Genomic DNA, 20,506 nt, shown 5'->3' on the forward strand with positions numbered 1-20,506 from the left:
CGTTACTTGCCGCCCGTGGGCGAGGAAGCGGGCGAAGGCGTGCTCAGCGAGGCGTTGAGCGCCTTGATCACCTTGTCGGTGATGTCGTGCTTCGGGTTGATGTAGATCGCTTCCTGCAGGATGGCGTCGTACTTCTCGGCTTCGGCAACCTGCTTGACCACGCGGTTCGCACGGTCGTAGACCTGTTGCAGCTCTTCGTTCTTGCGGGCGTTGAGGTCTTCCTGGAACTCGCGGCGGCGGCGCTGGAAGTCTCGATCCTGCTCGATCAGCGTGCGCTGGCGCGCGTTGCGCTGGCTTTCGGGCAGCGTGGCGGCTTCGCGCTCGAACTTCTCGGAGGCGGCCTTGAGGGCATCGCCCTGCGCCGTCAGGTCCTTCTCGCGCTTGAGGAACTCGGCCTCGAGCTTGGCCTGCGCCGCCTTCGCGGGCTGCGCTTCGCGCAGCACGCGGTCGGGATTGACGAAGCCGATACGAAATGTTTCCTGCGCCTGCGCCCATGCAGGCGCCGCGACCCATGCCATCGCGGGAATCAGCAACGCGCCTGCCGCGGCGCGAATCAAATGCGTCATTAGAAAGAGGTTCCGATCTGGAATTGCAGGCGCTGGATTCTATCCTTCGGGATCAGGATGACGCCCGTGTTCGGGTCCTGCACTTCCTTCTGCTGGCGCACCGGCACGGCGTAGGCGATGCGCAGCGGGCCGAGCGGCGAGATCCAGCTGATGCCGAGGCCGACCGAGGCACGGATCTTCTTCGAAGCCTTCCACTGCTCGTCGGTGAGGCCGGCCGAGCGCGAGCCGAAGACGTTGCCGGCGTCGAAGAAGCCGTACAGGCGCAGCGTGCGGTCGTTGCCGGCGCCGGGGAACGGCGTGCTGAGCTCGGCGTTGAAGATCGCCTTCTTGGTACCGCCGAGCGCCGCGCCTTCGGTCTGGCCGAGCAGCGGCACGTCGCGCGGACCGAGCGAGTTCTGTTCGAAGCCGCGCACCGAGCCCAGGCCGCCGGCGTAGAAGTTCTTGAAGATCGGGTAGACCTTGCCGCCGAACGCCTTGCCGTAGCCGACTTCGGAGTTGATCGCGAAGGTGTACTGCTTGTTGATCGGGAAGAACTGCTGGTACTGGTAGTTGGTCTTGATGTACCGCATGTCGCCGCCGACGCCGATCTCGAGGTTGGCGCGCTGCAGGCGGCCCTTGGTCGGGACCAGGGCGCTGTCGCGGTCGTCGCGCGCCCAGCCCACGGTCAGCGGGATGCCCCAGACGCTGTCGTTCGCGCAACCGTCGATCACGTCGAAGGTGATGCCCGGCACGAGACTCGGGACCGGACGCGTCGTGCAGCCGAAGTAGCTGCGGTAGGCGTTCGGGGTCAGGAACGCGTAGGTGTTCTTGGACTTGAAGGCGTAGCGCTCCACACCGATGCCGAAGAACACGGTGTCTAGCTCGCTGAACGGCACGCCGAAGCGGATCGAGGCGCCCTGGTTGACCAGCTGGTAATCGCCATCGACCGCCGTGTTGTAGGGGCGGGTCGTGTTGTGATAGACGCTGATCGTGCGCGAGATGCCGTCCTTGGTGAAGTACGGATCGGTGGTGGTCACCGAGATCGTGCGGTTCGACTTGCTGGTGTTGACCTGCAGGCCCAGGTAGTTGCCCGAGCCGAACACGTTTTCCTGCTGGATGCCGAAAGTCAGCGAGACGCGCTCCGCGCTCGAGTAGCCGGCGCCCAGCTGCAGCGAACCGGTGGGCTTCTCGGCCACGGTGATCAGCAGGTCGACCTGGTCGGGCGAGCCCGGCAGCTCCTGGGTCTCGACGTTCACTTCGGTGAAGTAGCCCAGGCGGTCCACGCGGTCGCGCGAGAGCTTGATCTTGTCGCCGTCGTACCAGGAAGCCTCGTACTGGCGGAATTCGCGGCGGATCACTTCGTCGCGCGTGCGGGTGTTGCCACCGACGTTCACGCGGCGCACGTAGACGCGGCGCGAGGGCTCGGCCTGCAGCACCAGCGTCACGCGGTTGTTGACCCGGTCGATCTCGGGCTTGGCCTGCACGCGCGCGAAGGCGTAGCCGAAGGTGCCGAAGTAGTCGGTGAAGGCCTTGGTGGTCGCGTTGACCTGCTCGCCGTTGTAGGGTTCGCCCGGCTTGATCGTGACCAGCGTCTTGAACTCGTCGTCGCGGCCGAGGAAGTTGCCGTCGAGCTTGACGCCCGCGACCACGAACTTCTCGCCTTCGGTGATGTTGACCGTGACCGACAGGTCCTGGCGGTCCGGCGAGATCGCGACCTGGGTCGAGTCGACGCGGAATTCGAGGTAGCCACGCGTGATGTAGTAGCTCTTCAGCGTCTCGAGGTCGGCATTGAGCTTGGCGCGCGAGTACTGGTTCGACTTGGTGTACCAGCTGAGCCAGCCGCCGCTGTCCTGGTCGAACAGGTCGAGCAGCGTGCTCTCGCTGAAGTCCTTGTTGCCGACGATGTGCACTTCGCGGATGCGCGCCGAGTCGCCCTCGGTGACCGTGAAGGTCAGGTTCACGCGGTTGCGCTCGATCGGTGTGACGGTGGTCACGACCTGTGCGTTGTAGAGGCTGCGGCTCACGTACTGGCGCTTGAGCTCCTGCTCGGCGCGGTCGGCCAGGGCCTTGTCGTAGGGCCGGCCTTCGGTCAGGCCGACTTCGCGCAGCGCCTTCTGCAGCGCGGCCTTGTCGAATTCCTTGGTGCCGACGAAGTCGACGTCGGCGATGGTCGGGCGCTCCTCGACGATCACCACCAGCACATTGCCGTTGACGTCGATGCGCACGTCCTTGAACAACCCCAGATCGAACAGCGCGCGGATCGCGGCGGAACCGCGGTCGTCGCTGTAGGTGTCGCCCACGCGCAGCGGCAACGACGCGAAGATCGTTCCGGGCTCCACGCGTTGCAGGCCTTCCACGCGGATGTCGCGCACGGTGAAAGGCTCGACGGCCCAGGCTGCCGTGGCCGCCAACGTGCTGGCCACCAGTGCGGCAACGCTACGCAGGCGAAAGCGACTGAAGTTTTTGTTCATCTGTGAATTGATCCGGCGCGGAAAGGGCCGGCAAGATAGTTAACCAAAGAGCCGCGATGTGTCGTTGAACAAGGCAATCGACATCATGACCAGGAGCAGGGCAACGCCACCGCGCTGAAGCCAGTCCATCCAGACGTCGGAGACGCTTTTACCGGTCAGGCCCTCCCAAAGATAATACATCAGGTGCCCCCCATCGAGGACCGGCAGCGGGAGCAGATTGAGCACGCCCAGGCTCACGCTGATGAGTGCGAGGAACACCAGGTACTGCGTGAGCCCCAGGCTGGCGGACTTGCCGGCGTAGTCGGCGATGGTGATCGGGCCGCTGAGATTCTTGATCGAGGCCTGGCCGATGACCATCTTGGCCATCATGCGCACGGTCAGTGCCGAGACCTCCCAGGTACGGACCACGCCGCGCCAGACGCCATCGACCGGTCCCTGCCGCACGGTCACCATCTCGGGCGGCGCGCCCACGTAGGCACCGATGCGGCCGACCTTCAGGCCGCCCTCGTCGCGCACCTCGGGTACGACCTCGAGGGTCTGGGCACGGCCTTCGCGCTCGATCCGCCACGGCTGCGCCTGCGCCTTGCCGTCCTTGACCGAGGCACGGATCGCCTCGCGCAGCTGCTGGCCATCGACGATGGCGGTGTCGCCGATGGCGCGCACCAGGTCGCCGCGGCGCAGGCCCGAGCGCTCGCCGGCGCCGCCGGCCATCACCTCGCCGATCTCGGGGCGGGTCATGGGCGCGAGCACGCCGATCTTGCGGAACATCTGGGCATCGGCATCCTTGGCCTCGATGCGGCTCAGCGGCAGCACCAGCGTGCGGGCCGGCTGGCCGCCCTGCCCCGCCACCTCGAGCGTCAGGTCGTGGCCGTCGAGCGCGCCGCGGGTCATGCGCCAGCGCAGGTCCTCGAAGGACTGGACCTCGCTCAGATCGTCGCCCTCGAAGCCGGCACGGGCGATGTGCTCGCCGCCGCGCAGCCCGGCCTGCTCGGCCAGCGAGGCCGCCACCGGCCGCGCCAGGGTCGCCACCGGCTCCTGCACGCCGATCCAGTTCACGGCCGTGTAGAGGGCCACCGCCATCAGCAGGTTGGCGATCGGGCCGGCCGCGACGATGGCCGCGCGCGAGCGCAGCGGCTGGGTGTTGAAGGCGCGGTGGCGCTCCTCGGGCGCCACCGGAGCCTCGCGCTCGTCGAGCATCTGGACGTAGCCGCCGAACGGGAACAGGCCGACGACGAACTCGGTGTCCTGCCCCGGATGCTGGCGCCGCGGCTTCCAGGTGTAGACGGGCTTGCTGATGCGCCAGAGAAAACGGCCGAGCAGCGAGGGGCTGTCCGGGCTGCCGAAGGGCAGCGTGGCCACGCCGAAGCGCTTGACCTTGACGCCGCAGGCCACCGCGACCCGGTAGTGCCCGAACTCGTGCACGGTGATCAGCAGGCCGAGCGCGACGATGAACGCGACGAGGGTGAGCATCCGGAACCTTGCTTCTGGGAATCGGCGACGCGGGTGGGCGTCAGGCGGAAAGGCGCAGCGCCGCGGCATTCGCGGCGGCGCGGGCGCTGGCGTCGATGGCCAGCAGATCGGCCAGCGACGCCGGCTTGGAGGGCGCAACCGCCTCCAAAGTTTCCATGTTGACCGCATGAATGCGGTCGAAGCGCAGCCGGCGCGCCAGGAAGGCCTCGACCGCGACCTCGTTGGCGGCATTGAGCACGGCCGTGGTGCCCGGCACCGCGCGCAGCGCCTGCCAGGCCAGGTCCAGGCCCGGGAAGAGCGCCGCGTCGGGCGCGGCGAAGCTCAGGTCGGCCAGCTGGCGGAAGTCCAGCCGCGTGGCCCCGCTCTCGATGCGCTCGGGCCAGGCCAGGCCGACGGCGATCGGCACCCGCATGTCGGGCGTGCCGAGCTGGGCCAGCACCGAGGCGTCGGTGAATTGCACCATCGAATGGACCACGCTCTGCGGATGGATGACCACCTCGATCTGCTCGGGCGCCACGCCGAACAGGTGCCGCGCCTCGATCACTTCGAGGGCCTTGTTCATCATGGTGGCCGAGTCGACCGAGATCTTGCGCCCCATCACCCAGTTGGGATGGGCGCAGGCCTGCTCGGGCGTGACGGAGCCCAGGGTGTCGGGCGCGCGGGTGCGGAACGGACCGCCCGATGCGGTGAGGATGATCTTGTCGATGCGCCGCGCCCAGGTGGACGGGTCCTCGGGCAGCGACTGGAAGATGGCCGAGTGCTCGCTGTCGATCGGCAGCAGCGTCGCCCCGCCCTCGCGCACCGTGCGCATGAACAGGTCGCCGCCGACCACCAGCGCCTCCTTGTTGGCCAGCAGCAGGCGCTTGCCGGCGCGCGCGGCCGCCAGGCAGGGACCCAGGCCGGCGGCGCCGACGATGGCGGCCATGACGGCATCGACCTCGTCGTGCGACGCTATCTCTTCGATAGCGCCCGCACCAGACAGAACCCGGGTGGGCAGATGGTTCTGCTGCAGCTTTTCGGCCAGCGCGGCCGCATGGGCCTCGCTCGCCATGACCGCGAAGCGTGGGGAGAAGCGCGCGCACTGCGCGAGCATCTCGTCGACCTTGGTGGCGGCCGAGAGCGCGAAGACCTCGAAGCGCTCGGGATGGCGCGCGATGACGTCGAGCGTGTTGGCGCCGACCGACCCGGTCGAGCCGAGCACCGTCACGCGTTGTCTGGGGAAAGTGTTCACAGAAAAGCCAGCATCATTGCAATGGGCAGCGTGGGCAAGAGGGCATCCACCCGATCGAGCACCCCGCCATGGCCGGGCAGCAGCCGGCTGCTGTCCTTGGCGCCCGCGCTGCGCTTGATCAGCGATTCGACCAGGTCGCCGACCACGCTCATCGCCGCCATGAAGACCACGCCGAGCAGCAGCAGCCACCAGCCGCGCGTCGCCAGCCGGCTGTAGAGGCTGGCCACCGTGGCCTGCGCCGAGGCATCGGCCCAGACCCAGGCCAGTGCCAGCACCACCACGCCCGCCATGCCGCCCCAGACGCCTTCCCAGCTCTTGCCGGGACTGATGGCGGGCGCGAGCTTGCGGCGCGTGAACTTGAGGCCGAAGGCGCGGCCGGCGAAATAGGCGAAGACGTCGGCGACCCAGACCAGCACCAGGATCGACAGCAGGAAGTTGATGCCGATCAGGCGCGCCTGCACCGCGGCCAGCCAGGCCACCCAGAGCGCGAGCAGCCCGCCCACCAGCCTGATGCCGCGCGGCACCTTGGGCCAGCCCGGAACGGCGGCACGCAGCAGCGCCGCGCCACCGAGCACCCAGGCGGCGCTGGCGACGATCCACAGCGGCAGCAGCGGCTGGGCCAGCAGCCCGAGCCACCACGAGAACGCGCACAGCGCCACCATCTCGAGGCCCAGGAACACGGACACGCGCTGGCCGTAGCCGTTGAGACGCCCCCACTCCCAGGCCGCGGCGCCGATCAGCACCAGCATCACGCAGCCGAAGGGAACGTAGGAAGGATAGAAAAGCGCCGGCAGCAGGATCGCCAACAGGACGATCGCCGTGAGGATGCGTTGCTTGAGCATGCAGCGGGGTCGTCCGGAAAAGAGGGATCAGGCGGTCTGGCGCGATCGGGCGTCGGTCGTGACCTGCGCCGAGGTCTTGCCGAAGCGGCGCTCGCGGTTCTGGAATGCGGCGATGCCCTCGTCGAGCGCGGCCTCGTCGAATTCGGGCCAGAGCTTGTCGCTGAAGAACAGCTCGGCGTAGGCGCTCTGCCAGAGCAGGAAGTTCGACAGCCGCTGCTCGCCGCCGGTGCGGATGAACAGGTCGGGGTCGGGCACGTGGGCCAGCGCCATCGCGCGGTCGAGGTTGAGCTCGGTCAGCGGCTCGCCGCGCGCGGCCAGCTTGGCGGCGGCCTGGGCGATGTCCCAGCGGCCGCCGTAGTTGAAGCACACGTTGAGCACCAGGCGGTCATTGGCCGCCGTGGCGTTCTCGGCGTCGACCAGCCCCTTCACCATCTTCGGCGACAGGCCGCCGCGCTCGCCGACGAAGCGCAGTTGAACGCCGTCGCGGCCGAGCTTGGGCACCTCGCGCGCCAGCGCGCCGACCATCAGGTCCATGAGGCCCGAGACTTCCTCGGGCGGACGGTTCCAGTTCTCCGAGGAGAAGGCGAACACGGTGAGCACCCGCACGCCGCGATCGACGCAGGCCTTGACGCAGCGCCGCAGCGACTCCACGCCCTGCTTGTGCCCCGCCACGCGGGGCAGGAAGCGCCGCGTGGCCCAGCGGCCATTGCCATCCATGACGATGGCGATGTGGTGCGGAATGGTCTGCGGCTTGGAGGCGGCCATGGGCAGCCTCAAACGGCCATGATCTCCGCTTCCTTGGCCGTGATCAGGCGATCGATTTCCGCGATGTGGCGGTCGGTCACTTTCTGGATCTCGGCTTCGGCGCGCTTCTGGTCGTCTTCCGAAGCCAGCTTTTCCTTGACCAGCTTCTTGACCGCCTCGTTGGCGTCGCGGCGCAGGTTGCGCGTCGCGATCTTGGCGCTCTCGCCTTCGTTGCGCACCAGCTTGGTCATCTCGCGGCGGCGCTCCTCGCTCATCGCCGGCAGCGGCACGCGGATCAGCTCGCCCATCGAGGCCGGGTTGAGACCCAGGTCGCTTTCGCGGATGGCCTTCTCGATCTTGGCGCCCATGCCCTTTTCCCAGGGTTGCACGCTCAGCGTGCGCGAGTCGAGCACCGACACGTTGGCCACCTGGCTCAGCGGCACCTGCGAGCCGTAGTATTCGACATGGATCGAGTCGAGCAGCGCGGCGTTGGCACGGCCGGTGCGGATCTTGGTGAGGTTGTTCTGGAAGGCAGCGATCGACTGGTTCATCTTCGCGTCGGTCGTGCTGCGGATATCGGCAATGGTCATTCTCAAATACTCCTAGGCATGCACCAGCGTGCCCTCGTCCTCGCCCATGACGACGCGCTTGAGCGCCCCGTTCTTGAAGATCGAGAACACCTTGATCGGCAGCTTCTGGTCGCGGCACAGCGCGAAGGCCGCCGCGTCCATGATGCCGAGATTCTGCGCGATGGCCTGGTCGAAGGTCAGGCTGGCGTAGCGCGTCGCGTCGGGATGGGTCTTCGGATCGGCGCTGTAGACGCCGTCGACCTTGGTCGCCTTGAGCACCAGCTCGGCGCCGATCTCGGCGCCGCGCAGCGCGGCGGCGGTGTCGGTGGTGAAGAAGGGGTTGCCGGTGCCGGCAGCGAACACCACGACCTTGCCTTCCTCGAGGTACTGCAGCGCCTTGGGCCGCACGTAGGGCTCGACCACCTGCTCGATGGCGATGGCGGACATCACGCGCGCCACCAGCCCCTGCTTGTTCATGGCATCGGCCAGCGCCAGCGAGTTCATCACCGTGGCCAGCATGCCCATGTAGTCGGCCGTGGCGCGGTCCATGCCGACCGAGCCGCCCGCGACGCCGCGGAAGATGTTGCCGCCGCCGATCACGACCGCCACCTCGACGCCCATGTTCACGACCTCGGCCACTTCCGCGACCATGCGCACGATGGTGGCGCGGTTGATGCCGAAGGCATCGTCGCCCATCAGTGCCTCTCCCGACAGCTTCAACAAGATTCGCTTGTGGGCTGGGCGGGGATCAGACATGGGCAATTTCCTTTGAGAGTGAGCGGGGGCGAGTGTAGGGCTTGGCGGTGAAAAGGCGACAGCATGCACCGGCACGCTGTCGCCTTCTGGCGGGAACGGTCTCAGGCAGCGGCCTTGGCGGCGGCGACCTGGGCCGCGACTTCGGCGGCGAAGTCGTCGACCTTCTTCTCGATGCCTTCGCCGACCACGTACAGGGTGAAGCCCTTGACGGTGGTGTTGACGGCCTTGAGCATCTGTTCGACGGTCTGCTTGTCGTTCTTCACGAAGGGCTGGTTGTGCAGCGAGACTTCCTTGAGGAACTTCTGCACGCCGCCCTCGATGCGCTTGGCAACGATGTCGGCGGGCTGCGGCTTCTTGCCTTCGGCTTCGGCGGTCTTGCGGTCTTCTTCCGCCTTGCCCGCTGCCACGGCGCGTTCCTTCTCGATCAGCTCGGCCGGGACGTCCGAGGCGGCGACCGACACGGGCTTCATGGCGGCGATGTGCATCGCGACGTCCTTGGCGGCGGTGTCGTCACCCTCGAACTCGACCATCACGCCGATGCGCGTGCCGTGCAGGTACGAAGCCAGCTTGCCGTTGCCGGCGAAGCGCTTGAAGCGGCGGAAGCTCATGTTCTCGCCGATCTTGCCGACCAGGCCCTTGCGCACGTCTTCGAGCGTGGGGCCGAAGCCGTCCTGCTCGTAGGCCAGCGCGCCCAGCGCGGCGATATCGGCCGGGTTGTTCTGCGCGACCAGCTTGGCGGCGGCATTGGCCAGGGCCAGGAAGCTGTCGTTCTTGGTGACGAAGTCGGTTTCGCAGTTGATCTCGATCATCGCGCCGGCGGCGTCGTCGACATAGGCGGCCACCACGCCTTCGGCGGTGATGCGGCTCGATGCCTTGCCGGCCTTGTTGCCGAGCTTGATGCGCAGCAGCTCTTCGGCCTTTTCCATGTTGCCGTCGGCCTCGGTCAGAGCCTTCTTGCACTCCATCATCGGCGCGTCGGTCTTGGCGCGCAGTTCGCCGACCATGCTTGCGGTGATTGCAACCATTGTTTCTCTCCGTATTCAGAAAATCAGATTAAAAAAAAGGGGCAACGAAGCCCCTTCTTCAGGCGCGGGGACGCGCAGCTCAGGCCGAAGCGCTTTCTTCGACTTCGACGAATTCGTCGCTACCTTCGGCGATGGCCTTGACCACGTCGCTGGTCGCGCTGTTGCGGCCTTCGATGATCGCGTCGGCGATGCCACGGGCGTACAGCGTGACGGCCTTCGACGAGTCGTCGTTGCCGGGGATCACGTAGTCGATGCCTTCGGGCGAGTGGTTGGAATCCACCACGCCGATCAGCGGAATGCCGAGCTTCTTGGCTTCGGCCACGGCGATCTTGTGGAAGCCCACGTCGATCACGAAGATGGCGTCGGGCAGCGCGGTCATGTCCTGGATGCCGCCAATGTCCTTCTCGAGCTTCTCGATTTCACGGGTGAAGGTGAGCTGCTCTTTCTTGCTCAGGCTGTCGAGGCCGGCTTCCTGCTGGGCCTTCATGTCCTTCAGACGCTTGATCGAGGTCTTGACGGTCTTGAAGTTCGTCAGCATGCCGCCGAGCCAGCGGGTGTCGACGAAGGGCACGCCGGCGCGGCGGGCTTCGGTGGCGACGATTTCGCGCGCCTGGCGCTTCGTGCCGACCATCAGGATCGTGCCGCGGTTGGCCGTGAGCTGCTTGGCGTACTTGGCCGCCTCCTGGAACATCGGGAGCGACTTTTCCAGGTTGATGATGTGGATCTTGTTGCGATGACCGAAGATGAACGGGGCCATCTTGGGGTTCCAGAAGCGGGTTTGGTGGCCGAAATGGACACCGGCTTCCAGCATTTCGCGCATGGTGACGGACATTGAAATTACTCCGAAGGTTGGGTCTAAAATCCAGCCCGTTTTTGCACTCCGCCGGACGCTGCAAACCGGCTTGGCCGGCCACGCTGCATCAGCGAAGTCGCAACACCTTGATTGGGCTGGTTTGCGAATGTGTTTCCTCTGCGTGGCGCTCGTCCCTTACAGGCAAAGTACCGCGTGAGCGAAACCCAAAGAGTATAGCACGCGCCTCAGACACCCCCCTGCCCCGCCCGCCTTGCCAGCCCCTGAAGCTCCTTCGTCCCGTCATCCGTCGCGAACCGCGCGGCGGACACGCACGCTCGATGCCCCGTCCCGCACCCGGGAAACGCCCTGCGAGGCCAATGCTCTGGCATGCTGCACCGCACGACGAGACGGCACTGCTGCTTCAAAAACAATAGCTGCAGGCCCTCGTCAGATGGGCGTCAGCTCTCTTTTTTATTCTGAATCTCAATGAAAATCGCGATCGTGGGCGCCGGCATCATCGGTGTCACCACCGCCTGGGAGTTGGCGTCCGACGGCCATGAAGTGGCCGTTTTCGAACGCCGGGGCGCCGCCGCCGAGGAGGCCAGCTTCGCCAATGCCGGCGTGGTCGCGCCCGGCTATGTCACGCCCTGGGCGGCGCCCGGCATGCGCCTGAAGGTGCTGCGCTCGCTGCTGTCGTCGCACGGCGCCATCAAGCTGCGCTGGCCGCTGTCCTCGCGCGACCTGGGCTGGATGTCGCGCTGGCAGAAGGCCTGCAAGCTCGAAACCTACCTCGCGAACCGAGCGCGCATGCAGCGCTTGGCCTTCTACAGCCGCACCCGGCTGCACGAGGTGAGCGAAGCCCGCGAACTCAGCTACGAACGCAGCGACGGCTACCTGGTGCTGCTGCGTTCCAAGCGCGAGCGCAAGCTGGTCCAGCCCGGCCTCGAGGTGCTGCGCGGCGCGGGCAGCGTGTTCCGCGAAGTCGATGCCGACGAGGCCCGGCTGATCGAGCCCGCCCTCAATCCCGACACCGCGCTGGCCGGCGCGATCTACCTGCCCGAGGACGAGGTCGCCAATTGCCGCCAGTTCGCACTGTTGCTCAAGTGGGAGGCCGAGGCACTCGGCGCGCAGTTCCATTTCAACTGCGACATCGCGCCGCTGAGCCGGGCCGCGCCCACTTCGGTGTCGCTGGCGAGCGGCTCCGATGCGCTGCGCTTCGATGCGGTGGTGGTCTGCGCCGGGCTCGGCTCGGCCTCGCTGCTGCGCCCGCTCGGCCTGCGGATCCCGATGGCGCCGGTCTACGGGCACTCGGTGAGCGCGCCGGTGCGTGAGCCGCTCAATGCGCCGCGCAGCGCGATCATGGACGAGCGCTACAAGGTCGCGATCTCGCGCCTCGGCCAGCGCGTGCGCGTGGCCGGCAGCGCCGAGATCGGCGGCTCGGCCGACACGCTGAGCCAGCCCGCGATCCTCACGCTCTACAAGGTGCTGCAGGACTGGTTCCCGGGCGCGGCGACCTTGCAGTCGGGCGTGCAGCAGTGGAAAGGCGCACGGCCGATGCTGCCCGACGGGCCGCCGGTGCTCGGCGCGAGCGGCATTCCGGGCGTGTGGCTCAACCTGGGCCATGGCTCCAGCGGCTGGGCCCTGTCGTGCGGCAGCGCGCGCGTGGTGGCCGACCTGATCGCCGGGCAGGACCCGGGTGTGGACCTCGAAGGCCTGGGCGTCGAGCGGCTCGGAAGCTGAGGCTCAGGCCTCGTCCTTCGGGCCCCACTGGCGCGGATAGGCGGCCGGCTTCTCCACCGGCAGGGGCGGCGGCTCCGGCGGCCGCAGGCGACGGGCCAACCCGGACAGCAACGCGGGCCCGACCAGCACGCACACGGCCAGGCACAGCAGGTCGGCGGCCATCAGCAGCCAGCGCCACGCGCCCGCGGAACCGTCGATCAGGGGATCGAGCCAGCGGATCAGCCCGAAGCCCCAGCCCACGCTCGCGGCCCAGGCCAGGTCGCGCAGCGGCACCCAGCGCAGCGATTCGGCCAACAGGAACACGCCCCAGACGGCGGCCAGCCATCCCAGCGCCCAGCCCAGGCCCTCGTCCAGCACCATGCCCGTGACGACAAAGGCCGCGAACCACGCGAACAGCAGCGCGATCAGCCAGCCGAGGAGTCCGAGGCGTTTCATCGCGCGATCATAGGCAGGGGCAGAATCGCCCGATGCATCGCATCACCGCCGCCACCGCCGCCGACCTGTTCGACCTCGCCGCCACGCGCCGCATCGAGCAGGCCGGCGCGGCCGCCCTGCCCGCCCACGCGCTGATGCGGCGCGCCGGACTGGCGGTGGCACGGCTCGCGATGGCGATCGCGCCGCACGCCCGCACGGTCTGGGTGGCCTGCGGGCCGGGCAACAACGGCGGCGACGGCTTCGAGGCGGCCGCGCAGTTGCGGCAGCGCGGGTTCGAGGCCATCGTCAGCTTCGCGGGCGACGAGACCCGACTGCCCGCGGACGCGAAGGCCTCGCTGCAGCGGGCTCGCGATGCCGGCGTGGTCTTCGCCTCGGAGCCGCCCGCGCACTACGAACTCGCGATCGACGCCTTGCTCGGCATCGGGACCGGCCGGCCGCCCCAAGGCACGATGGCCGACTGGCTGCGCCGCATGCATGGCGAGCCGCATCCGGTGCTCGCGGTCGACGTGCCGTCAGGACTGAATGCCGACACCGGCACGCACTCGCTTGGCGAGTTGCCCGGGCAGAGCGCGGCATCGCGACGCATCTGCCTGAGCCTGCTGACCCTGAATCCCGGCCTCTTCACGGCCCAGGGCCGCGACGCGGCCGGCGAGATCTGGTTCGACGACCTCGGCTGCGGCGCGACAAGCGAACCGCCCGTGGCACGCCTGCCGGGCACCCCGTCGCTCGCGCCGCGCGCCCATGCCTCCCACAAGGGCAGCTACGGCGACGTGGCCGTGATCGGCGGCGCCTCGGGCATGGCCGGCGCGGCACTGCTGGCCGGGTCCGCCGCGCTGCACGCGGGCGCGGGCCGCACCTTCGTCGGGCTGCTCGATCCGGGCGCGGCACCGGTCGACCTCGCACAGCCCGAACTCATGCTGCGCGACGCCCGCTCGCTCGATCTCTCGGCAATGGCCGTGGTCTGCGGCTGTGGCGGCGGTACCGCGGTGCGCGAGCTGCTGCCGCGCGTGCTGTCGACCGCCCGCGCGCTGGTGCTCGATGCCGATGCGCTCAACGCGCTTGCGAGCGACGACGGCTTGCGGACTCAATTGAAGGCGCGCACGAAGCGCGGCCGGCCCACGGTGCTGACGCCGCATCCGCTCGAGGCGGCGCGGCTGCTCGGCGGTACGGCCGGCGAGGTGCAGGCCGATCGCCTGGCGGCCGCGCGCCGGCTGGCGGCGCAAACGGGCGCCGTGGTCGTGCTCAAGGGCTCGGGAACGATCGTCGCCGACGACGCGGGCACGGTGCCCGTCCTCAATCCGACCGGCAATGCCCGCCTCGCGAGCGCTGGCACCGGCGATGTGCTCGCCGGCATGGTCGGCGCGGGCCTGGCGGCGGGCCGCGGCGCCTTCGACGCCGCCTGGGAAGCGGCCTGGCACCACGGCCACCTGGCCGACGCCTGGCCGGCCGACGCGCCGCCGCTGACGGCCGGCGCGCTCGCGCGCCAGTCGCCCCGCTGACGCGCTTCTAGCCGCGACCGACGAAGGGCATCTTCGTCGCCATCACCGTGTGGAACAGCACGTTGGCCTCGAGCGGCAGGTTCGCCATGTAGAGCACCGACTGGCCGACGATCTTCACGTCGATCAGCGGCTCCACCGCGAGCTCGCCATTGGCCTGCGGCACGCCCTTGGCCATGCGCGCGGCCAGCTCCGTCATGGCATTGCCGACGTCGATCTGGCCCACGGCGATGTCGTGCTTGCGCCCGTCGAGCGAGGCCGTCTTGGTCAGTCCCTCGACCGCATGCTTGGTCGCCGTGTAGGCGGCCGAGTTCGGCCGCGGCGCGGTGGCCGAGATCGAGCCGTTGTTGATGATGCGGCCACCCTTCGGCGTCTGCGCCTTCATCGTGCGGAAGGCCTGCTGGATGCAGAAGAACATCCCGTTGAGGTTGATGTCGACCACGCCACGCCATTGCTCGGGCGTCCAGTCCTCGAAGGAACCGGGCGGGTTGCCGACGCCCGCGTTGTTGAACAGCAGGTCGACGCGGCCGAAGCGCTCGACGGTGGCGCCGAACAGCGCCTGCACCGACTCGGCGCTGGCCACGTCGGTGGGCACCGCGAAGGCGCGCGCGCCGGCGCCCGATTCCTCGGCCACCTGCTCGAGCGGCTCGAGGCGGCGGCCCGCCAGGGCCACGCTCCAGCCGTCGCCCAGCAGGGCCAGCGCCGCGGCGCGGCCGATGCCGGTGCCGGCACCCGTGACGATCGCGATGCCCTTGTTCTTCTCTGTACTCATGCCCGGTGTCTCCTTCTCGGCGTGTTCATGGATTCGAATGGATTGGATGCGATGGATGAAGGAGGCATTCAGCCGCGGCGCGTCTTGCGCCCCTTCATCTTGTTGGCGGCCTTCTTGACCGCCGACTTGAAGGCCTGCATCGCGGACTGCGGGCCGCCCGCGGCCTGTTCGCGTCCGCCGCGGGTGCCGCCGGCCGGCGCCTCGGCCTTCTGGCGCGCGCCGCGCTTGGCCGAGGCCTTGACCGGCACGCCGCCGGCCGGGGCCCCCTTGTCCTTCATGGCGCGCGCGGTGAGCTCCTCGCCTTCGCGCACCAGGCGGAAATCGATCTTGCGGCCGTCGAGATCGACGCGGCTGACCTGCACCCGCACCCGCGTGCCGATGGCATAGCGAATGCCGGTGCGCTCGCCGCGCAGTTCCTGGCGCATCTCGTCGAACTTGAAGTACTCGCCGCCAAGCTCGGTGATGTGCACCAGGCCCTCGACGTACATCGCATCGAGCGTGACGAAGATGCCGAAGGTGGTGGCCGCGGTGACCACGCCGCCGTACTCCTCGCCGAGGTGCTCGCGCATGTACTTGCACTTGAGCCAGGCCTCGACGTCGCGGCTGGCCTCGTCGGCGCGGCGCTCGTTGGCGCTGCAATGCAGCCCGGCGGCCTCCCAGGCCTGCACTTCCTTGGTCGGCGCGACCGTGGCCTTCTGCGGCTTGGTGGTCGGCGCCTTCACGCGCGAGGCCAGCCGCTTGGCGAGCTTGGCATGCGCCTCGCCCGGCGTCGGCAGCATCGGCAGCTGGTAGCGCGTCTTGCCGAGGATGGCCTTGATCACGCGGTGCACCAGCAGGTCGGGATAGCGCCGGATCGGGCTCGTGAAGTGCGTGTAGGCCTCGTAGGCCAGGCCGAAGTGGCCACTGTTGATCGGCGTGTAGATCGCCTGCTGCATCGAGCGCAGCAGCATGGTGTGGATCTGCTGCGCGTCGGGGCGGTCCTTGGTCGCCTCGGCGATGGCCTGGAATTCACCGGGCGCCGGGTCGTCGGTGATGCTCAGGCCCACACCCATGGCCTTGAGGTAGCCGCGCAGGATTTCCTTCTTCTCGGGCGTCGGGCCCTCGTGCACGCGGTACAGGCCCGGGTGCTTGCCCTCGGCGATGAAGTCGGCGCTGCAGACGTTGGCCGCGAGCATCGCTTCCTCGATCAGCCGGTGCGCCTCGTTGCGGGTGCGCGGCACGATCTTCTCGATGCGGCCGGCGTCGTCGCAGATGATCTGCGTCTCGGTGGTCTCGAAGTCGACCGCGCCACGCTTGCCGCGCTGCTTGAGCAGGGCCTTGTAGACGTCGGCGAGATTCAACAGGTCCTTGACGCGCTCCTTGCGCTTGGCCGCCTCGGGGCCGCGCGTGTTGCCGAGGATGGCCGCCACTTCGGTGTACGTGAAGCGGGCATGGCTGTGCATCACCGCCGGATAGAACTGGTAGGCGTAGATCTCGCCATCGGCCGCGACCAGCATGTCGCAGACCATGCACAGCCGGTCGACCTCGGGGTTCAGCGAGCACAGGCCGTTCGAGAGCTTCTCGGGCAGCATCGGGATCACGCGGCGCGGGAAGTACACGCTGGTGGCGCGGTCGTAGGCATCGATGTCGATCGCCGAGCCGGTACGCACATAGGCGCTGACGTCGGCAATCGCAACCAGGAGGCGCCAGCCCTTGCCGCGGCCGACCTTCGCGGGCTCGCAGTACACGGCGTCGTCGAAGTCGCGCGCGTCCTCGCCGTCGATCGTGACCAGCGGCACGTCGGTGAGGTCGACGCGGCCCTTCTTGTCGGCCGGACGCACTTTCTCGGGCAGCGCCTTGGCTTCCGCCAGGCACGCTTCGGAGAACTCGTGCGGCACGCCGTACTTGCGCACCGCGATCTCGATCTCCATGCCGGGATCGTCGATCTCGCCGAGCACTTCCTTCACCCGTCCCACGGGCTGGCCGAAGAGCGCGGGCGGCTCGGTGAGCTGCACCACGACCACCTGCCCCACCTTGGCGGGACCGGTCGCGCCCTTGGGAATCAGCACGTCCTGGCCGTAGCGCTTGTCCTCCGGTGCCACGAGCCAGATGCCACCCTCGTGCAGCAGGCGGCCGATGATCGGCTGCTCGGGGCGCTCGATGATCTCGACCACGCGCCCTTCGGGTCGCCCGCGGCGGTCGAGCCGCACCACGCGCGCCTTGACGCGGTCCTTGTGCAGGACCGCGCGCATCTCGTTGGGGGGCAGATAGATGTCGGCTTCGCCGTCGTCGCGTTGCACGAAGCCATGTCCGTCGCGATGGCCCTGAACCGAGCCTTCGAATTCATCCAGCAAGCCGCTGGAAGTGACATTATTTTTGATATGATCTCCTTCTTTCCTGAAATTCAAAGCGTACCTGCTTCGGCAAGTATGCGGGCCCAGATGGCGGAATTGGTAGACGCACTAGTTTCAGGTACTAGCGAGTAACATCGTGGAGGTTCGAGTCCTCTTCTGGGCACCAAGTTTAAATAGACTCTCACCGAGTCCTTCGATTCAAGCCACCGGTCTCCGGTGGCTTTTTTCTTGCCCGCTCCGATCATGGTCGTCATCGACGTCGGCGCGCGCGCGGTCAGTCCGCGCATCGATGCCTGTGTCGTGAACGCATCATCGTGCGCACAAAATTGCGAGCCCGCGAGAAAATCGTTTTTGATTTGATATACTCGTAGGCTTTCCTGAAATGCCCAGATGGCGGAATTGGTAGACGCACTAGTTTCAGGTACTAGCGAGTAACATCGTGGAGGTTCGAGTCCTCTTCTGGGCACCAGATCCAAGAGCAGCTTCAAAAGGTTCTTGAGATTCTTCGAATGAAGCCACCGTTTCACGGTGGCTTTTTTCTTGTCCGTTCGAATCATCAAACGGGCAGCGCGATCAGGTCGTGCCCCTCGGCGCCCACGATGCGCGCGCGCGTGAACTCCCCCACCTTGAGCGTCTTGCTGATCTTCTCGGGCGGCAGCAGCCGCACGGTGCCGTCGATCTCGGGCGCGTCGGCGTAGGTACGTCCCACGCCGCCCTTGCGGCCCAGCGCCGGCGCGGAGTCGACCAGCACCTGCATCGTCGCGCCCACGCGCTCCTGCAGCTTGGCGATCGACACCGCCTCGGCCACTTCCATGAAGCGCGCGCGGCGCGCCTCGCGCTCGGCCTCGGGCAGCATGCCGGGGATGTCGTTGGCGGTGGCGCCCTCGACCGGGCTGTAGGCAAAGCAGCCCGCGCGATCGATGCGCGCTTCGCGGATGAAGTCGAGCAGATGCTCGAACTCCTCTTCCGTCTCGCCCGGGAAACCGGCGATGAAGGTACTGCGGATCACGAGTTCCGGGCACACTTCGCGCCAGCGCGCGATGCGCTCGAGGTTCTTCTCACCGCTGGCAGGACGCTTCATGCGGCGCAGCACATCGGGGTGGCTGTGCTGCAGCGGCACGTCGAGGTAAGGCAGCACCTTGCCGCTGGCCATCAGCGGAATGACCTCGTCCACGCTCGGATAGGGGTAGACGTAGTGCAGCCGCACCCAGGCGCCATAGGGCTCGGCGATCTCGCCGAGCGTGCGCACCAGCTCGAGCATGCGGGTCTTGACCGGCTTGCCGTCCCAGAACCCGGTGCGGTACTTGACGTCCACGCCATAGGCCGAGGTGTCCTGGCTGATCACCAGCAGTTCCTTCACGCCACCCTCGAACAGCGCCTTCGCCTCGCTCAGCACGTCGCCCACGGGCCGCGACACGAGGTCGCCGCGCATCGAGGGAATGATGCAGAAGGTGCAGCGATGGTTGCAGCCCTCGCTGATCTTCAGATAGGCATAGTGGCGCGGCGTGAGCTTGAGGCCCGCCACGCCGAAGCTGTTGGGCACCAGGTCGACGAAGGGATCGTGCGGCTTGGGCAGGTTGGCATGCACCGCATCCATCACCTCCTGCGTGGCATGCGGGCCCGTGACGGCCAGCACGCTGGGGTGCATCTGCTTGACCAGATTGCCGCCCTGGTCGCCGGTCTTGGCACCCAGGCAGCCGGTGACGATCACCCGGCCGTTCTCGGCCAGCGCCTCGCCGATGGTGTCGAGGCTTTCCCGGACGGCATCGTCGATGAAGCCGCAGGTATTGACGATCACCAGGTCGGCGCCCTCGAAGGACTTGGCGGTCTGGTAGCCCTCGGCGCTCAGCTGCGTGAGGATCAATTCGGAATCGGTCAGGGCCTTGGGACAGCCCAGGCTCACGAAGCCGACCTTGGGGGCGGCCATCGTGGCTGTTTTTTCGTGGGAGGCAACTTCGCTCATAGCCTCCTATTGTCCCAGCTATCCGGGGCCACCGGTATTTCAGGGACGCTTGATGCCAAAGGCGCCCAATACCTGCTCGGTGCTTTTCTGCATCTGCTCCTGCATCTGCAGGAAGACGTTCTTCGATTGCTCCACGTAGTTGCCCATCAGGCCCTGCAGCATCGGCGACTGCATGCTCATGAAGCGCGACCACATCTCGGGCGTCAGGCCCTCGGCCTTCTCGGCGAGCTGCGCCTGCACCTCGGTCATGGCCTGGATGTTCTTCTCGAGGTAGGGCGCCATGTAGCTCTGCATGGCCTGGCCGTAGAAGCGGATGATGTTGGCCAGCACCTGCTCGGTGAACATCGGCGCACCGCCCGCCTCTTCTTCGAGAATGATCTGCAGCAGGATGCTGCGCGTGAGGTCGTCGCCGGTCTTGGCGTCGCGCACCACGAACTGGGCGCGCTCGATCACCAGCTGCTTGACCTCGGTGAGCGTGATGTAGGTGGACGTCTCGGTGTCGTAGAGCCTTCGGTTCGGGTACTTCTTGATCACACGCTGTACCGGCTTGACCCCGGACTTCTTGCTCTGCACTGCGGACTCCTTCACATGGACGCCCATGTCATCGGATGATTCTAGGGAGCGGTTTTGCTGCATCGCGACAAGGTTTACCCTGACCGCGTGCGCCCGCCGGCCGCGCGCTCACTCGGCGGCGGTGGCGTATTCCGCGCCGCAAGCCGCGCAGGCGGCCGATTCGGGCCGCTCCGCCGCCTCCTCGCGGAAGCGCAAGGGGCTCTTGTGACCATAGACGACCCAGCAACGCGGGCAGTGCTCATGGCCCGCCGTCGGCAGGTAGGCACGGGCGCGCTGCTCGGCGCGCTCCTGCGTGACCGGCATGCCCTGCCGCGCCGCGCGCTCGACCTCGCGTGCCGCCATGGTGTCGAGGCGGCCGCTCGCACGATCGTTGATGCCGTAGACGGCCCGCGCGAACTCGATCGGCGCCTGCTTCATCAACGCGGCCAGGCGTGCCTGCGCGCGCTCGCGATCCATCGCGATCGATCGCGCGTTCATCGGGCGATCCCCAGGGAGAAATGAAAAGAAAAAAGGCTCTGCACGACAGCCAAGTTAGCACAAGAAAATGGCCCGGCGGTGGCCTGCGGCGGACATCCAAATGGACGATTGCCACCACGGGAATCCGGCCGAAGGTCAGGCCGCCAATCCAGCGGACGGCCGATCGGGGGAATGGCGCCCGGACGAGGCCCGGACAGATCGATGGAAATAATTCTACCCACGGGTAGGATCTTCCTTCCCTCTCGCAAAGCCGGTCGCCTGGAGGCGACGC

General features: G+C 67.7%; 18 protein-coding genes and 2 tRNA genes. 4 read left to right on the plus strand and 16 right to left on the minus strand.

What is annotated here, in order from left to right; translation table 11 throughout:
- Positions 1-2 precede the first annotated feature (2 nt).
- From AC1HIL_RS21485 to rpsB, 10 genes are all read right to left on the minus strand, one after another.
- Positions 3-566, minus strand: coding sequence for an OmpH/Skp family outer membrane protein (locus AC1HIL_RS21485; RefSeq protein WP_057591666.1), 564 nt, complete (start codon positions 564-566; stop codon positions 3-5).
- The gene (bamA, locus tag AC1HIL_RS21490) at positions 566-3,016 is read right to left on the minus strand and encodes an outer membrane protein assembly factor BamA (RefSeq protein ID WP_057591665.1); all 2,451 of its coding nucleotides are present in this window, start codon (positions 3,014-3,016) and stop codon (positions 566-568) included. The genes AC1HIL_RS21485 and bamA overlap by 1 nt, the downstream gene beginning before the upstream one ends.
- Before the next feature lie 39 nt (positions 3,017-3,055).
- Positions 3,056-4,486, minus strand: a complete 1,431-nt coding sequence (rseP, locus tag AC1HIL_RS21495; protein WP_479669968.1) for an RIP metalloprotease RseP — start codon at positions 4,484-4,486, stop codon at positions 3,056-3,058.
- A 40-nt stretch (positions 4,487-4,526) separates the two neighbouring features.
- Positions 4,527-5,717: a 1-deoxy-D-xylulose-5-phosphate reductoisomerase gene (ispC, locus tag AC1HIL_RS21500; protein ID WP_479669969.1), complete on the minus strand. Its 1,191-nt coding sequence runs from the start codon at positions 5,715-5,717 to the stop codon at positions 4,527-4,529.
- A complete protein-coding gene (locus AC1HIL_RS21505; protein WP_057591662.1) occupies positions 5,714-6,559 on the minus strand; it encodes a phosphatidate cytidylyltransferase in 846 nt (281 codons plus the stop codon). The genes ispC and AC1HIL_RS21505 overlap by 4 nt, the downstream gene beginning before the upstream one ends.
- 27 nt (positions 6,560-6,586) lie before the next feature.
- On the minus strand, positions 6,587-7,324 hold the full coding sequence (uppS, locus tag AC1HIL_RS21510; RefSeq protein ID WP_057591661.1) for a polyprenyl diphosphate synthase: 738 nt from the start codon (positions 7,322-7,324) through the stop codon (positions 6,587-6,589).
- Positions 7,325-7,332: 8 nt separating this feature from the next.
- Positions 7,333-7,893 (minus strand): ribosome recycling factor, encoded by a 561-nt coding sequence (frr, locus tag AC1HIL_RS21515; RefSeq protein ID WP_057591660.1) that lies wholly within the window; start codon positions 7,891-7,893, stop codon positions 7,333-7,335.
- 12 nt (positions 7,894-7,905) lie between these two features.
- Positions 7,906-8,628: a UMP kinase gene (gene pyrH / locus AC1HIL_RS21520; RefSeq protein ID WP_057591659.1), complete on the minus strand. Its 723-nt coding sequence runs from the start codon at positions 8,626-8,628 to the stop codon at positions 7,906-7,908.
- A gap of 101 nt (positions 8,629-8,729) precedes the next feature.
- On the minus strand, positions 8,730-9,653 hold the full coding sequence (tsf, locus tag AC1HIL_RS21525; protein WP_057591658.1) for a translation elongation factor Ts: 924 nt from the start codon (positions 9,651-9,653) through the stop codon (positions 8,730-8,732).
- Between the two features lie 79 nt (positions 9,654-9,732).
- Complete coding sequence (gene rpsB, locus AC1HIL_RS21530; RefSeq protein ID WP_057591657.1) at positions 9,733-10,485, minus strand: 30S ribosomal protein S2; 753 nt, start codon at positions 10,483-10,485, stop codon at positions 9,733-9,735.
- A gap of 447 nt (positions 10,486-10,932) precedes the next feature.
- On the opposite strand from rpsB, the gene AC1HIL_RS21535 reads away from it, so the two are divergent.
- Positions 10,933-12,186: a D-amino acid dehydrogenase gene (locus AC1HIL_RS21535; protein WP_057591656.1), complete on the plus strand. Its 1,254-nt coding sequence runs from the start codon at positions 10,933-10,935 to the stop codon at positions 12,184-12,186.
- A gap of 3 nt (positions 12,187-12,189) precedes the next feature.
- On the opposite strand, the gene AC1HIL_RS21540 is transcribed toward AC1HIL_RS21535, so the two are convergent.
- Positions 12,190-12,621, minus strand: coding sequence for a hypothetical protein (locus tag AC1HIL_RS21540; protein ID WP_479669970.1), 432 nt, complete (start codon positions 12,619-12,621; stop codon positions 12,190-12,192).
- 32 nt (positions 12,622-12,653) lie between these two features.
- Here AC1HIL_RS21540 and AC1HIL_RS21545 point away from each other — a divergent pair, with 32 nt between their 5' ends.
- Positions 12,654-14,120 (plus strand): NAD(P)H-hydrate dehydratase, encoded by a 1,467-nt coding sequence (locus tag AC1HIL_RS21545; protein WP_479669971.1) that lies wholly within the window; start codon positions 12,654-12,656, stop codon positions 14,118-14,120.
- A 7-nt stretch (positions 14,121-14,127) separates the two neighbouring features.
- Here AC1HIL_RS21545 and AC1HIL_RS21550 read toward each other — a convergent pair whose 3' ends face one another.
- Together AC1HIL_RS21550 and rnr are read right to left on the minus strand one after the other, a co-directional pair.
- On the minus strand, positions 14,128-14,889 hold the full coding sequence (locus tag AC1HIL_RS21550) for an SDR family oxidoreductase (protein ID WP_093342279.1): 762 nt from the start codon (positions 14,887-14,889) through the stop codon (positions 14,128-14,130).
- A 68-nt stretch (positions 14,890-14,957) separates the two neighbouring features.
- Complete coding sequence (gene rnr / locus AC1HIL_RS21555) at positions 14,958-17,222, minus strand: ribonuclease R (RefSeq protein WP_422096825.1); 2,265 nt, start codon at positions 17,220-17,222, stop codon at positions 14,958-14,960.
- An 81-nt stretch (positions 17,223-17,303) separates the two neighbouring features.
- Here rnr and AC1HIL_RS21560 point away from each other — a divergent pair.
- Positions 17,304-17,388 (plus strand) — tRNA-Leu (locus AC1HIL_RS21560).
- Positions 17,389-17,606: 218 nt separating this feature from the next.
- Positions 17,607-17,691: transfer RNA gene (locus tag AC1HIL_RS21565), tRNA-Leu, on the plus strand.
- Between the two features lie 87 nt (positions 17,692-17,778).
- Here the strand turns inward: AC1HIL_RS21565 and rimO are convergent.
- From rimO to AC1HIL_RS21580, 3 genes are all read right to left on the minus strand, one after another.
- Entirely contained in the window at positions 17,779-19,185 is a 1,407-nt protein-coding gene (rimO, locus tag AC1HIL_RS21570) for a 30S ribosomal protein S12 methylthiotransferase RimO (RefSeq protein ID WP_261210677.1), read from the minus strand.
- A gap of 39 nt (positions 19,186-19,224) precedes the next feature.
- Positions 19,225-19,785, minus strand: a complete 561-nt coding sequence (phaR, locus tag AC1HIL_RS21575) for a polyhydroxyalkanoate synthesis repressor PhaR (RefSeq protein ID WP_057591651.1) — start codon at positions 19,783-19,785, stop codon at positions 19,225-19,227.
- An 81-nt stretch (positions 19,786-19,866) separates the two neighbouring features.
- Positions 19,867-20,235 carry a hypothetical protein gene (locus AC1HIL_RS21580; RefSeq protein WP_172705593.1) on the minus strand — a complete coding sequence of 123 codons (369 nt, stop codon included), beginning with the start codon at positions 20,233-20,235 and terminating at the stop codon, positions 19,867-19,869.
- Between the last annotated feature and the right edge of the window lie 271 nt (positions 20,236-20,506).

It is taken from the genome of Variovorax sp. ISS6, assembly GCF_056523145.1.